Here is a 14,120-nt window from a genome sequence, read left to right as displayed (position 1 = left end):
CATTCTCCTCTGCTTTATTTTCCGTAGCTGCGTCTTTTAAATATTTGTCTTAATTATTTCATTTAGCTTCGCAGATTTAAAAGCTGCCTCTACAACCATCATCTGACGCCTGATTTGGTCCGTAGAAACATGTGGTTTTATTTCTCCTTTTACTGCCCTGACCAAATTTATCCAATATTCCATTTCCATATTGTCCTGTTCAGGTATAGCTAATTGTTCTACATTTTCAGGCTGCAGTGGTGCCATTGTTCGGCTTGGACCAAGAGCCTTCTGCCCTATCACACTATCAAATCCTTCCACACCGCCTTTGATTCTGGCAATCCCACCTTTCGTTCCAGAAAAATCATCCAATTTCATCGTTCCACGATCACAGAATACGAACCATCGCGGAAGTTTCTGCAACGCAAATGTTCCCACAATGACTTTTGCACACACACCATTGCTAAGCATCATTGTAATTTCAAAGAAATCATCAACCTTAGGTGTTAAAATGCTTAAAATATGTGCATAAACACTTACTACACTTTCTTTTGGATACATCTGCATAATCTGATCAATCAAATGTACACCCCAGTCATATAGCATTCCACCACCAGATTCCGGATCAGCTCTCCAGCCAAAGCAAACTCCTCTTTCTCCAAGCACGCGTGATTCAATCGTTGTAACTTTCCCAATTATACCACTATTCACAACGCCACATACCGCCCGAAAATCCGGATCCCATCTTCTTTGCTGATGTACCGTATAAAACTTTCCAGTTTTTTTCGAACATTTGATTATCTCATCCATTTCATCAACTGTCATTGTAGCTGGCTTTTCACACATCACATGCTTTCCTGCCTCCATTGACGCAATTGCATACTTTTCATGCCATTGGTTTGGTGTCGCAATTACTACCAAATCAATATTTTCTCTCAAAAAGTCCTCTAGCGTTTGATACGTATTCAAACCTTCTCTTTTTGCATCTGCTAATTTCTCTTCTGCTGTATCAAAAGCACAGACAGCCTCTACATCTGGCAGTTGCTTTATCTTATTAAGATGAAAATGTCCCATATAACCAAATCCAATTATGCCGACTTTAACCATTTTTATTCCTCCAAGTTCCCTTTCAGTTCATCATAAGTATAAGTTTGTTTGCAACTTACACAGCAAAAACTTTCATCCAATTTATTTCCGCATATACAGACCCAACCTATTTGGCGAGCTGGATTTCCTACTACAAGTGCCTGCTTTGGAACGTCTTTTATAACAACGCTCCCTGAGCCAACCATTGCATATTCTCCAATTGTGTTGCCACATACAATTGTCGCATTTGCACCGATAGAAGCTCCCCTCTGAACAAGGGTGTTTGTAATCTTCCACTCAACATTAAATGCCCTTGGAAACATATCATTTGTAAACGTCATAGATGGACCTAAAAAAACATCATCTTCTATTTCAACGCCGTGATACACATTCACATTATTCTGGATCTTTACTCTGCTACCAATTTTGACTTTCGTATCAATATATGCATTTTTGCTGATAATACAGTCATTTCCAATCTCTGCTTCTTCCCTGATTTGAACCAAATGCCAAACCTTTGTCCCATCTCCCACTTTTGCAGTATTCGAAACTTCTGCTGTTGGATGAACATAAATAGACATATCCTTCTCCTACCTTCTATAAAACTCTTTTATGCAATTAACAATATACTCCAGTTCTTCTTGCTCCAATTCTGGATATATCGGGAGACATACCGTTTGTTTTGTTATCCTTTCGGCAACTGGCAAATCACCTTCCCGATAGCCTAAAGCGCTGAATGCCTTCTGTAGGTGTAGAGGAATCGGATAGAATGCTGCACTTCCAACTCCCTTTGAATCCAGAAAATTTCCCATAGCATCCTTTTCGTTGCATCTGAAAGCATACTGGTGCCAAGCATGCGTAACACCCTCTATAGTTTTTGGTGTTATGATTCCTTTACAATCGCCTAATTCGTTATCATAAAATTCTGCTATCTCAGCCCTTCTGGAATTGTATTCTTCCAGATAATCAAGTTTTATGTCAAGCACTCTCGCTTGAATCGCATCCAGTCTTGAATTATAGCCGATCAGATAATTATAATATTTGTATGGATTATAAAGACCATCTGGAGAAATCGTTCCCGCCAGTTCATCTTCTACCCCACTTAGGATATACCTTGCCTTGGCCCCATTCTGAGCCATACCATGCTCTTTAAAGGCTCGGCATACAGTTGCGGTATCATTATCATTTGTAGTAATCATCCCACCATCGCCAAATGCTCCTAAATTCTTTGTCGGAAAGAAAGAAAAGCACGCTGCGTCACCAAATGTTCCAACCTTCTTTCCATTGATTGCAGCACCTACTGCTTGGCACGCATCCTCAATAACCACCAAATTATGCTTGTTTGCAATTTCTTCTACTTTTTCCATGTCTACTGGTTGTCCAAATATATGAACCGGAAGAATTGCCTTAGTCCGTTCTGTAATCTTCTCCTCAATTTTTTCCAAATTGATGTTGTATGTATCTTCTTCCACATCTACAAAAACTGGTTTTGCCCCTATCATAGCTATCGTTTCAGCCGTAGCAAAAAAAGTGAATGGGGTAGTTATTACTTCATCTCCTTCTTTTATTCCCAAAGCCTTTAGCACCACTATCAACGCATCAGTACCACTGTTCAATGAGATTGCATGCTTTACTCCGATATATTCCGCAAACTTCTTTTCGAAATCCGTTACTGCCTTTCCTCCAACAAACACCCCACTTCGCATCTGTTCACATACTGCTTCTTCAATTTCAGTTTGAATTGCTTTATACTGTCTTGTCAAATCGAGAATTTTAATATCCATGTTTTCCTACCTTCCCAGGCTGAAAATAATCACTCCAAAAATAATAATTAAGTTGCCTGCCACCTTTTTCTTTGTGAGTTTTTCCCCTAACAATAATTTACTGAAAATCATAATGTATAAATACGCCAATGACTCTATCACTGCCCCATATTTATAAGGCATACCTCTATATGCAATAATCATTAAAACCATGCAAACTGCTGTGATAAAATATCCGCCAATCACATAAGTATTGACGTATTCCTTCACAATGGATTCTGAATGCTTCTGGGCACTTTTCTTTAACAGAATTTGTGAAAGTGAGGATAAGAGGCAGGATAAAATTGCTATCAAAAAATATCTAATCACTTGTTGACACCACCCAGATTCCAATAATAATAACTACCGCACCTAAAATATTGTATAGTGTGACTCTCTCTTTAAATAAAGCCACAGACCATATTATATTTAAAATGACCACAACTCCTTTATTCGCCATGGCTGTAATTAGGGAAAATCTTTTAAGCACCTGTTGCCATACAAGAGCATAAATGCCCAAACAGACTATTTCAAGTCCCAAAAAGAACAGTAGCTGCAGTATTCCTTTTTGTTGGGATGCAAATTTTGCACAGATTGTTGTTCCAGAATAGATAATAAATGCACAATATAGCAAAATAAAACTATTCAATTTTTTAGATTCCATAACCTATTCCTTTTCCTCTGACTTAAGTATAGAAACGTCTGAAATGACAAATACAGGCCGCTTTCTTGCAGCATCATAAGCACGCCATTGATATTCTGCGATGATTCCTAATGAAATATTAGTAATTCCAAAGCCAAGTGCCATAATGCTTGCCAAAGTTGAATATCCTATCGGAACTGATGGACTTACAATTTTATTAATAATTGTAGCTACACCGATAATGATACCTAGCACGAAAATCAGAACTCCTATAATACTTACTAAACGAATCGGCATGAAAGAAAAGGCAACAAAAGAATCAATAAACAACTTAATTTTTTTCGTTAATGTCCATTTTGATGTTCCGGCAGATCGTTCTTTATAATCTAATGATATCGTGTAGTTTTTAAATCCAGCATCCATAATTTGTAACATGATTGAAGAATTTGACTCTATGTTCTTATTAAGCAGTTCTATTATCTTTCGGTTAAACATGATATTACTGATTCCACCCGAAGAGTAATTTTTCACTGCATATTTCCTCATCAATGTAGAATATATCTTTGAGAAACATCGATTAACCACCGCCACTTTTATGCTGTTTTTTTCAACATAAACAGCATCGTATCCTTCACAAATCTTCTGATAAGAAATATCCAGAAATTCAATAGGTTCCTGCAAATCACTTCCCATCCATGTACAAATATCATAGGATGCATGCAAAACACCTGCCCGTATTGCTGCATGAGAACCATAATTCTTAGAAAGCGTAATTATTTTAATTTTCTTAACGCATTGAAAAGTAAATGCGTTAATTTTCTCACCTGTTCCATCCGATGAACCATCATCAACAAAAACTAGCTCAAGAGGATGGTCAATTCTTTTCGCATATTGATCAATAGCTGAACAATACTCCTCTATTCCATCTCTTTCATTCAGATAAGGAATAACTATTGTTAATCCAGGTATATCATTGCTATTAAAAGTATTCAAACCTAACACCCTCTTTTTCATCTTCTATAACTTGTCCGATTTTTTTCGCTGGTATGCCTGCATAAATTGAATAGTCCGGCACATCTGTATTTACGAAGCTATGTGCTGCAATTACACAATGATTTCCTATTGTCACATTGCACGAAACCATACTCATCGTGCCAATTACAGTATTATTTTTTATCGTAACCGGCCCCCTTGAAAAAGGAGTTTTCCCTCCAGATACATAATATCGTGTTGAATCATGTGTATATATCATAACACCAGCATCAACGCTGACAAAATCTCCTATTTCAAGTTTTGCATTGCTACCTTCAAGTAAGGTATATGGACCTATCCATACATTTTTACCCACTTGGACATCGCCCATGACAATGCTCGTGTCATATATTGATGAATCTTCACCAAACCCCAAATATTTTGCTTTTTCGAAACGGTTAAATATCAATTCTCCACTAGGTAACACACGATTATACTTCTCTTTCATTTCTGCTCGCATACACTTCATATATTCCCCGAACCGAACAACGAAATCATCTTTCTCCATCAGTATTTTTCTCCCATGTACCAATTAAGTGTTTGCTCAATGCCACATGCAAAATCAATCTCAGGCATAAATTCCAATATGTTTCTTGCTTTCGTTGAATCTGCACATAGATTTCTTACATCGCTTGTTCTTGGTGGTTTGTGCTCCCATTCTCCATCGTAATTCAAATAATCACATACTGTCTGCAAAAGGTGGTTAATAGAAACTTCTTTCCCCGAACCAAGATTAATAATGTGACCTCTTGATTCTTCTTTCTCATAAGCCAGAATTATACCACGTACAGTATCCTTTACATAAATAAAATCTCTTGTTTGCTCACCATCGCCTTCTACAATTGGCTTACCTCCATCCTGTATACGCTTTGCCGTTGCAGGAATGATTGCTGCCAAAGAACCTTCCGCATTCTGCCTCGGTCCATAATTATTAAACGGGCGGATAATAGAGATATCTAGCTCCAGAACCTTATAAAAGCTATGAACCATCAAATCTGCAGCTGCCTTCCCCGCAGCGTATGGTGTCGTTGGATCTGTGGGGTGATTTTCATCCATTGGTGAGTACTGAGCTGTTCCATAGGCTTCCGAAGAAGATGTATGTATTAATGTTTTGTACGCTCCGATTTTCAGCAATTCCAGTAATGTATTAGCAATTTCTACATTAACCAGATATGCATCAAACGGATTAAAGAAAGAGTAATTTAAAGCAATTGTTGCCAGATTGAAGACTATTTCAATGTTTTCTTTTTCCATAATTGCCTGAAGCACACCGAAATTCCGTGCATCATCTCTATATAGCACAAAATTCCCATGCTGCAGAGCATCTGAAATGTTTTCCATTTTCCCTAGAAAAAAATTATCCACACATACTACCTTTGCTGCACCTTGCTCTAACAATTCATCGCATAAATGACTTCCAATAAATCCAGCTCCGCCTGTTACTAACACGTTTTTCTTCTTAATTGATGCCATATTTTACTCCAATCTATTCACTATTTTACATACTATCCAGTACATCTCTTATCATATCCACAACTGTTTCCTGGTCTTCATCACTCATTTGCACATATAGTGGCAAGGTGATAGACAAATGGTCACAGGCATATGCGTTTGGATAATCTTCCGGGGCATAGCCATATGTATTCTTATAATATCCTAGCATATGGACTGCATGTGTTCCCTGTCGCGTTGCAATCCCCCTGTCTTCCAGCCTTTGCAACAAGATATTACGGTACTCTCCACCTTCCTCAATCGTATTCAAATTAAGCTTTTTATAATCTAACATACACACGTAAGACTGATATGTATGATAATAGTTCTCCGGCACATAAGGTACAATAAGTTCCGGTAACTTCTCCCTAATTAGTTGATTGTAAAACTGTGCTCTGCTAATCTTTTCGCTAATTATAAAATCCAGTTTCTTACTCTGTGCTATACCTATGGCAGCCTGAATATCTGTCATCCGATAATTATATCCTGCCTCATTAAATTCTGGCAACAAAAATCCTTTTCCCTGGTGTCGTGCATCTGCTGATACAGTACTTCCATGTGTTCGTAATTCTCTCATCCGTTCTGCCAGACTCGAATCATCTGTCAGCACCATTCCACCTTCACCTGTTGTAATAGATTTCCTCGGATGAAAGCTTACACACGAAAGATTTCCAAATGCTCCCTGATGCTTATTCCCTATTTTCGCACCTAAAGCACAGGCAGCATCCTCAACTACATTAAGATTATATCTTGTTGCAATTTCATTCACTTTCAAAATATCACAGCAAAGACCGAATTCATGAACTGGTACCATTCCCCACAGAATATTATTTGTTTTCTTATTAACTAATTTTCCATTTTCTGCACGATACTTTAATTTTATCAATCTTTCGAGTTGCTTTATATCTACATTAAATGTCTCCTGGCAGATATCCACAAATATCGGAGTTGCTCCTGTTTCAATTACCGCATTAGCAGTGGCAACAAACGTAAACGCTGGAACAATTGCATCCATGCCTCTTTTTAGTCCTTTTGCTGCCATTGCAAGATGGAGAGCAGTCGTACATGATGTCGCCGCAACCCCATACTTAATACCCTCATGCTGTGCAATTATCTCCTCAAACTTCGCAACCATCGGACCTTGTGCCACCCAACCCGATTCTAATACCTTTTCCACTTCTTTTCCTTCCTCATCCGTAAAATAAGGAATTGTTACTGGTATTTTGTCCATCTTCATTCACCTCTCTTAATACATTATGAAATCATAGTCTTCTGTGCCCATTCCAGCACCCTCATAACTCTTAATGACGGCTCTGGTCCAGACAAGGACTGTACTCTCGTCTGTACACAGTTTTCAAAAAATTCCAAACTGTTCTGAAGGGAATCTTCAAATTCAATGTTAGGAATATATATATCGCCTCTTCTATTTAAAAAGGCGTATTCTAAATATTCCTCTGCCGGAACCACATCAATTCCGCAATCATATACTTTTACTTTCTCTATGCTCATGTCGTCAAAAATCACCATTTTCTTGGTGCCCGCAAGGATAGTCTTTCTTACTTTCAAAGGTGATACCCAACTGGATTTCAAATGTGTAATAAAACCATCATATTTCATAGTGAGGTATGTTAATGTTTCCTGATAGCCAAAAGGCGTCTCACCAAATGCTGAAAGTTGAATTGGCTCTTTTCCTCCAGAAATCCAGTCAATCACAGCAACATCATGGACTGCAAGATCCATTAAGGCATTTACATCCTTTCTGATTGGTCCCAGATTCAACTTTTCTACATCAAAATAAATCAAGTCTCCCAATTCACCTTCATCATACATCTTCTTTATGTAGCGATAATATGGATTATACAGCATAATATGATCGCAGTGTAGAATAACGTCCTTTTCGTATGCGCATTTCATTAGTTTTTCCGAACGCTCGACTGTCGTTGCAAGAGGCTTTTCCATAAAAACATGCTTTCCTGCCTCCATCGCCTTCATACCAATTTCAAAAGTATATTCCGTTTGCGTTGCAATAATAAAAGCATCAATTTCAGTATCGCCTAAGTAATCTTCATAATTACTATGTATTTTCACCGAATCCGGCAACTCTTTTCTAGCTTTTGCAACTCTATCTGGTAGTATTTCACATAAAGCTTTAAAGTCAAATTTACTTGATACTAACAACTTTTTAGAAATGTTAGCCCCCCAATATCCATATCCAACCTGCACAACACGTAACATAACACTTTCCTGCTGCTAGGACTCCCGTCCTACACATACCTTTCCTTCTTTTTTGTTTACTTAAAACTCCAATATAAAGTTCTCCGTTTGAACCAATGACAGGTTCTCTTTGCAGAGCCACCAATCCAGACCATTGTATTGATTATAAGACGGTTACCCTCTGAAAGTCGTCCGGGTTTTCCAGGGTTTTCCAAGAGAAAGTAATGGATCAATCCATTCCCAATCCCCTTTGATTAAAATCCCTATTACAATTCAACCTTAATACCAACAAATATAGGCAGTGTTACCTTCACAATATATCTGTTCTTCTGAAAGGATTGACCAATCTTTATTTAAAACATGTTCTTCGTATATATCCTCCGGGTAAGAAATCTTATTAAAGGTTCTCCCCGTAACAAAACGAAATATTGGTATCCAAGCCCAATCATTCGCCATAGCTCTAACATTAATACTTTTTACAGCCTTTACAGTAGGATAACTCCAAGTGGGACTTTTGTCATATGTAAAAGCGAGGTTCTCTACTCTATTATTAGTTTTTGCTTCATACTCTAAAATCTTTGAATAGTAAAATCCTACCTCTCTTTGATCAACCGCATTTGTTGTAATTTGACCTTTATAGATGTCTAAAGTACAATACCAGTTCACAAGGAGAAAAACACTCAGAATAATAGCCCCTGTAAATTGAATTATATTATTATATTCAGTTTGATTAGATTTTTGGTGTAGAATTATTAGTAACATCAATGCCAGCATTGATACTAAACTTGAATATCCAACTACAGAGCGATGTGCCATCCAGCTATCAAATAGACCCACTATAAAAATAGAGCCAAACGTTCCTATTAGAACTAACAAAGAAACACATATAAATTTTGCGGTATAAATTTGAGTTCTAAATTTGAAAACAGACAAAACTAAAAGCAGGAAAAAAAGAAATCCAATAATACAAAAAAAGAACTTTGGCATTATTCCCATACAATTAATAAGCAGATGCTTTATAGTGCTTAAAATATTGCCAATACTATTTGATAAATTCCAATTATTCAAGTCACCTCTTCCATCTATCGGTTTTGTAATCAAGAATTTAAAACAAAATAACACAAAGACACTTGCAATAAAGTATATTGCTATTCTTTTAAACAACTCCTGTAATACTGGGTACTCAAATTCTGCCCTAAGATAGTCAAGATAAAATAATAACATTGAAAAGAATACAAACCAAAAAATATTTGTTTGCGAAGTAGAAACTGACAATATAAGAAGAATGGCAGCCACTAAAATATCTTTTTTTGTCCCATTTTCTTTTGACACATAAATAGCACTAATCACTGCAAAAAGGTCTCCCATGAAACTCACAGTCGCAGCATCTCCATATTGTAAAATATCCGAAAAAAAGACATTAAAACGTGTACATAAGACTGCAAGAAATAACATAAAATTACTTACACGAGGGAGAGAGCCTTTCTTTTGTAAGCGCCTATATAAAGTTATATACATAACATAGGTTAATAAAGCATTAATAATAAGGGCAAGCGATACATGTATTATCTGTGTTGCAGGAGGATTATTCCCTAAAGAATAACATATTTTAAAATAGATAAATTGTAAATAACGACCGGTATTTAATGTTACATATTGATAATTCGATTGCAGGTTATACAGATTATTATATGTATCTGTTTGATAAGTTTGTTCTAGATATCCGCCATAAAAGGCTAACGATAAGCAAACAATAAATATATAAGGCATAACAAAATTTAAATCTTTAAACTTTTTCATTTCCACGCTTTACCTTCTTCCCTATAATTATACATATAGTGAATTTATAGTCAATGCCTCCTCATAACTCTATACATTCGTTTCACAAAAGAATAACATTTCGGATACCTTTTTAATGATATACTAAGCTTTTCTACATACTTTCTCCTATCTGTAAAAAGGTATACCAAACCCTTGACAAACTTACTTTTTCCATGCAAGATATCATGTTGAATAGCTACTGGTGGCATCATTGGTAAGTAGTTATGAATATTGTATTCGTTGTGCTGCTCTTCGATAAACCATGCAATATTAATCTTATTAGTCCCTCCCCAAACCTCATCTTCAAAAAATGAACTGCTGAATATTTGTAAATCGGCTTCATTAGCAAAACGCAGGAATCCCTCATATGGAAATGAAACTTCCACTGGTTTTATTGGAAGTGAGGATAGTTCTTCTTCAAATTGAGCAATAAAATTCTCTACAAACTCTAACGCTCCTTGATGAATTTGCTGTACAACAAACTTATCTGCAATATTTTTCTCCATTTCTTCAAACACAGGCAAGACTTTCCCATCTGCTATTTTTTCAAACCCAATACAAGATGGTTCATAGCTGGAAAAAATATGTTCCCGTATCACTCCTGACATGTACGGTTCAAAGTCATAAAAGCAATGAATCCTATAATTTTGCTTTCTACTTTCTCTATGATACTGACTCTTGTCAGAATGTATAAAGAATGCATCTACTCCTCTTCCAACTGCAACAGAGATTGCACTTTGAATTCTACCACTGTACCCCATATCAACAGTTGCCGAATCTGCTTCAATAATAGAGTAATATTCAGAACACACTTCCTTACTTTTGAAATGCTGTTCCTCATTATAAAATTCTTGCTGAAACACTTTGATAAACTTATTATATTCTTCCTTATCTGTAAATCTATGTTTCACATCTATTTTGTATTTTTCCAATTTCTTTTGATATTCTTCATCAGTTACTGGAAGCATACAAAAGCCTAACAATTCCTTTAATGTCGCAGCAGAATGATTAAGTACTTCCACAGGTAAATTAAATAAATCAAATTTATCCTTAATCATAAAAGGCATAACCGCTTTGCGCGAGGAATAAATATACTCTGCCTCAGGTGCATCTTCATATTTGCGAGCCAATATATTGTATACGAGCATTGGTAAATATCCATCTCTTGACAAGAAATATAGTTTTTTATACCCCAACTCAATACTCTTTTCAATTAACCATTTAGAAAACCCGTACAAGTGCATCCCCACGGGATAATATCCAATGAAATAAGGATCTGCATTTAAATCACTTTGTTCATTAAAACTTCGATAAGGATTATCGAAGTATTTATTGGCAACTGTAGCAATCATAGCTCCATAGCCTAAAGAATTACGATATTCATCACAGTTAATAATAGCACCTGATGCCATTTGCGCAAGAGAAGAACAACGATTAGTCGTCTCTCCTTGAATTATGTTCTCAAAAACTTCTTTTGTCTTAGGAAAAAAATATGTTTTTATTCCCAGTTCCCCTGGCTTTATAAAATCATTCTTCCAAGTATCACCAATATGAATAACTTTTTTTCCAGAAACCGATAGATCACTTAAAACATATTTAAACAAATCTCCAGTATATTTGGTTAACCGCTCTTTTGAAGATAAATACAAATGATCATATCCGTAATATTCATTTTTTTCTAAAATCTCTTTAATAACAGTTTCGGTCAGATACATATCTGAAACAATAATAACCTTTTTGCCTAGTCCTTTTGCAAGTTCAAAAAGTTCTTTTGCAGATGAGCGTACTTTTGATAACTTTATTTCCAAAGTAATCTCGGCGTTCTTCATGTCTTGTATTATCGCATCAGGCAAGCCATATATTTTCCCCATTTCCAAATATATCTCATCAATTGTTATATCCTGATATTCCGGAAATTTTTCACCAAATCTCCTTCGTGTAATACCCTCTGCATCCACACGAATCTTGGAAAACAAAACATTGGTTCCAACTAATTTGGAAAATTTTTCATTAAGCAATTCAAAAACTTGTTCAGGCTTATATAATGGCCTAGTAATGAGAGTATCAAAAATATCAAAGCTTACGTACTCTATATCCGGATCTGCAATCATCTTTTTAGCCACATCAAAACCTTCATGCCATCTAAATTGCACAGAATCAAAAAAGTGGTCTTCAGGCTGTATTCTATCAGACAAATCTGGATATAATCTTTCTATATACTCTAATGACTTTTTTCTGTATTTCTCCGAAAGATCACATTCTACCAATCTAAGCCACATTTTAGCATAAAATTTACGGAACTCATTATAATCCTTCATCATTTTCCGGCTTGCTTTTTGGCTAACCAAAAACTCTTTAACAAAATCAAAAACTGTAATGATATCATTCATATTTTTTTGAAATCTGTCAAATGACATGTTTTTGGAATTTGTTGAAGCACCTTCATTTTCACAATAAAAACAGCAGGAATTATTAACTTTAACAATTTTTTGGGAAAAATAAAATAAAACCGATGAAAATGCAATATCTTCTGTCATAATAACATGATTTGTTATATTTAAATAATACGGAAATGCTTTATCCCATAGGGATTTTGCATATAATTTATTCCAGACGGTGTGCCAAGAATAGCATCTTCCCTGTTGTCCAAAATAAGTATTTCTAATATCTTCTCCTTCTAAACTAGCAAAATTCAAGCTACATTCATGAAAATGATTTATCCAACGAAAACCATCCTCTTTTTCCCACACGGTTCTACCTATAACAATATCTGCAGCTTCACGCCTAGCTGCAGATATTAAGGCATAATAAAAATCAAATGATATATAATCATCACTATCAAGAAATGCAATATAGTCTCCTGAAGCTTCCTTACTTCCAGTTACCCTAGCTTGAAATAGCCCTCTATTTACTTCATGTTTAATATATTTAATTCTATTATCCTTCTTCTGAAAACCCTTAATGATTGATTCAGCCTCACCTGGAGAACAATCATTGACAATTATAATTTCTAAATTCTCATAATTTTGATTCAGAACACTGCTAATGCATCTTGACAAATACCTTTCTGTACCATATACCGGGATTATTATTGATATAATTGGTTGCATTTTCATCCTCCCCAGACAATTTTTTACCTATTTTTAAGTATTTATTTTTTCTTCTAATTCTTTAATATAAGCATCCTTTTCGGTAATCGTCTTTTCATAATCTCTTTGCACCCTTGCAATCTGTTCTTGATATCTAACCATATGCTCATCCTTAATTTCAAGCTGTCTTTTCAAATCGTCAATATTATATTTAGCATCATGTAATTGAAACGAGAACTTTCTTAAATTATCTTTTAAAATTGTATCATTTAAATTACATTTTTTTTGATAAATATTTACATCCATACCATCTAACCGTTTAAATGTTTGTTTCGACATACACAATACACCTAATCCACAGCTAAATTCAAATTCAAAAGTTGTATCGTACTGCTTCTTCAATTCTTTCCAATATATATGTGAACCCATTAGATCACCATTTATAATATCTTCTCCGATATCGTGAAATAATACAATGGCATCATCCTTCAAAGCACTTTTCCAGCTTTCAAAATCATTTTTAACATCCTCATAATAATGTGAACCATCAATATGAAGTATATCTATTGTTTTTTTTCCAAATTTTTTTCTTGCTTCTTCAAATGACATTTTTAACATTTGTATATAATCAGATGAATAACATTTATCTCTCACATTTACAAAAGCTGAATAAACATCTTCATGGTAATCTTCTTTCGTGAAATCATCTAATGTCTCCCAAATATCTATACCTGAAAGTATAGTTTTCAGCGTATAATCTTTTATCGCTTGTCCTATTGCAAAAGAAGAGCAGCCATAAAAACTTCCTAGTTCTACGACTATCTCCGGTTCTAAATTTACAATTAAATCATATACAAAATTACGGTGTCCCGACCATGGGGAGTATTTAAGCATATCTCTATTATACATATCACATTCAAAAACCGGATTATAATATTTCCATTCCATGTATTTAAATCCTTT

Annotated in this window: 13 protein-coding genes; all 13 read right to left on the bottom strand. The window is 35.3% G+C overall.

Translation table 11 applies throughout. The annotated features are described in order from the left end of the window. Positions 1 to 36: 36 nt before the first annotated feature. A complete protein-coding gene (locus ACYVD3_RS23255) occupies positions 37 to 1,086 on the bottom strand; it encodes a Gfo/Idh/MocA family protein (protein ID WP_460644885.1) in 1,050 nt (349 codons plus the stop codon). Between the two features lie 2 nt (positions 1,087 to 1,088). Next, complete coding sequence (locus ACYVD3_RS23250) at positions 1,089 to 1,646, bottom strand: acyltransferase (protein WP_460644884.1); 558 nt, start codon at positions 1,644 to 1,646, stop codon at positions 1,089 to 1,091. A gap of 9 nt (positions 1,647 to 1,655) precedes the next feature. Further along, positions 1,656 to 2,849 (bottom strand): DegT/DnrJ/EryC1/StrS family aminotransferase, encoded by a 1,194-nt coding sequence (locus tag ACYVD3_RS23245; protein ID WP_460644883.1) that lies wholly within the window; start codon positions 2,847 to 2,849, stop codon positions 1,656 to 1,658. 6 nt (positions 2,850 to 2,855) lie between these two features. Beyond that, positions 2,856 to 3,197 carry an EamA family transporter gene (locus tag ACYVD3_RS23240; protein ID WP_460644882.1) on the bottom strand — a complete coding sequence of 114 codons (342 nt, stop codon included), beginning with the start codon at positions 3,195 to 3,197 and terminating at the stop codon, positions 2,856 to 2,858. Beyond that, positions 3,190 to 3,531: an EamA family transporter gene (locus tag ACYVD3_RS23235; protein WP_460644881.1), complete on the bottom strand. Its 342-nt coding sequence runs from the start codon at positions 3,529 to 3,531 to the stop codon at positions 3,190 to 3,192. The genes ACYVD3_RS23240 and ACYVD3_RS23235 overlap by 8 nt, the downstream gene beginning before the upstream one ends. 3 nt (positions 3,532 to 3,534) lie before the next feature. Then, positions 3,535 to 4,503, bottom strand: coding sequence for a glycosyltransferase (locus ACYVD3_RS23230; protein ID WP_460644880.1), 969 nt, complete (start codon positions 4,501 to 4,503; stop codon positions 3,535 to 3,537). Further along, a complete protein-coding gene (locus ACYVD3_RS23225; RefSeq protein ID WP_460644879.1) occupies positions 4,490 to 5,050 on the bottom strand; it encodes an acyltransferase in 561 nt (186 codons plus the stop codon). Before ACYVD3_RS23225 ends, ACYVD3_RS23230 begins: the two co-directional genes overlap by 14 nt. Further along, entirely contained in the window at positions 5,050 to 6,015 is a 966-nt protein-coding gene (locus ACYVD3_RS23220; protein ID WP_460644878.1) for a dTDP-glucose 4,6-dehydratase, read from the bottom strand. Before ACYVD3_RS23220 ends, ACYVD3_RS23225 begins: the two co-directional genes overlap by 1 nt. Before the next feature lie 25 nt (positions 6,016 to 6,040). Beyond that, positions 6,041 to 7,270: a DegT/DnrJ/EryC1/StrS family aminotransferase gene (locus tag ACYVD3_RS23215; RefSeq protein ID WP_460644877.1), complete on the bottom strand. Its 1,230-nt coding sequence runs from the start codon at positions 7,268 to 7,270 to the stop codon at positions 6,041 to 6,043. 17 nt (positions 7,271 to 7,287) lie between these two features. Then, positions 7,288 to 8,268 (bottom strand): Gfo/Idh/MocA family protein, encoded by a 981-nt coding sequence (locus ACYVD3_RS23210; RefSeq protein WP_460644876.1) that lies wholly within the window; start codon positions 8,266 to 8,268, stop codon positions 7,288 to 7,290. 258 nt (positions 8,269 to 8,526) lie between these two features. After that, the gene (locus tag ACYVD3_RS23205; protein WP_460644953.1) at positions 8,527 to 10,047 is read right to left on the bottom strand and encodes a glucosyltransferase domain-containing protein; all 1,521 of its coding nucleotides are present in this window, start codon (positions 10,045 to 10,047) and stop codon (positions 8,527 to 8,529) included. 50 nt (positions 10,048 to 10,097) lie between these two features. Beyond that, a complete protein-coding gene (locus ACYVD3_RS23200) occupies positions 10,098 to 13,178 on the bottom strand; it encodes a glycosyltransferase (protein ID WP_460644875.1) in 3,081 nt (1,026 codons plus the stop codon). Between the two features lie 33 nt (positions 13,179 to 13,211). Next, positions 13,212 to 14,105: a class I SAM-dependent methyltransferase gene (locus ACYVD3_RS23195; RefSeq protein ID WP_460644874.1), complete on the bottom strand. Its 894-nt coding sequence runs from the start codon at positions 14,103 to 14,105 to the stop codon at positions 13,212 to 13,214. Positions 14,106 to 14,120: the final 15 nt, after the last annotated feature.

The sequence above is a fragment of the Lacrimispora brassicae genome (assembly GCF_054772055.1).
The sequence above is the reverse complement of the archived record's forward strand: the minus strand, read 5'-3'. Positions and strand labels throughout refer to the sequence as shown.

Bases quoted from the DNA above. Each gene is read 5' to 3' on its own strand.
- ACYVD3_RS23255 (WP_460644885.1), bottom strand. From the start codon at position 1,086: ATGGTTAAAGTCGGCATAATTGGATTTGGTTATATGGGACATTTTCAT.
- ACYVD3_RS23250 (WP_460644884.1), bottom strand. From the start codon at position 1,646: ATGTCTATTTATGTTCATCCAACAGCAGAAGTTTCGAATACTGCAAAA.
- ACYVD3_RS23245 (WP_460644883.1), bottom strand. From the start codon at position 2,849: ATGGATATTAAAATTCTCGATTTGACAAGACAGTATAAAGCAATTCAA.
- ACYVD3_RS23235 (WP_460644881.1), bottom strand. From the start codon at position 3,531: ATGGAATCTAAAAAATTGAATAGTTTTATTTTGCTATATTGTGCATTT.
- ACYVD3_RS23225 (WP_460644879.1), bottom strand. From the start codon at position 5,050: ATGGAGAAAGATGATTTCGTTGTTCGGTTCGGGGAATATATGAAGTGT.
- ACYVD3_RS23220 (WP_460644878.1), bottom strand. From the start codon at position 6,015: ATGGCATCAATTAAGAAGAAAAACGTGTTAGTAACAGGCGGAGCTGGA.
- ACYVD3_RS23215 (WP_460644877.1), bottom strand. From the start codon at position 7,270: ATGAAGATGGACAAAATACCAGTAACAATTCCTTATTTTACGGATGAG.
- ACYVD3_RS23210 (WP_460644876.1), bottom strand. From the start codon at position 8,268: ATGTTACGTGTTGTGCAGGTTGGATATGGATATTGGGGGGCTAACATT.
- ACYVD3_RS23205 (WP_460644953.1), bottom strand. From the start codon at position 10,047: ATGAAAAAGTTTAAAGATTTAAATTTTGTTATGCCTTATATATTTATT.
- ACYVD3_RS23200 (WP_460644875.1), bottom strand. From the start codon at position 13,178: ATGCAACCAATTATATCAATAATAATCCCGGTATATGGTACAGAAAGG.
- ACYVD3_RS23195 (WP_460644874.1), bottom strand. From the start codon at position 14,105: ATGGAATGGAAATATTATAATCCGGTTTTTGAATGTGATATGTATAAT.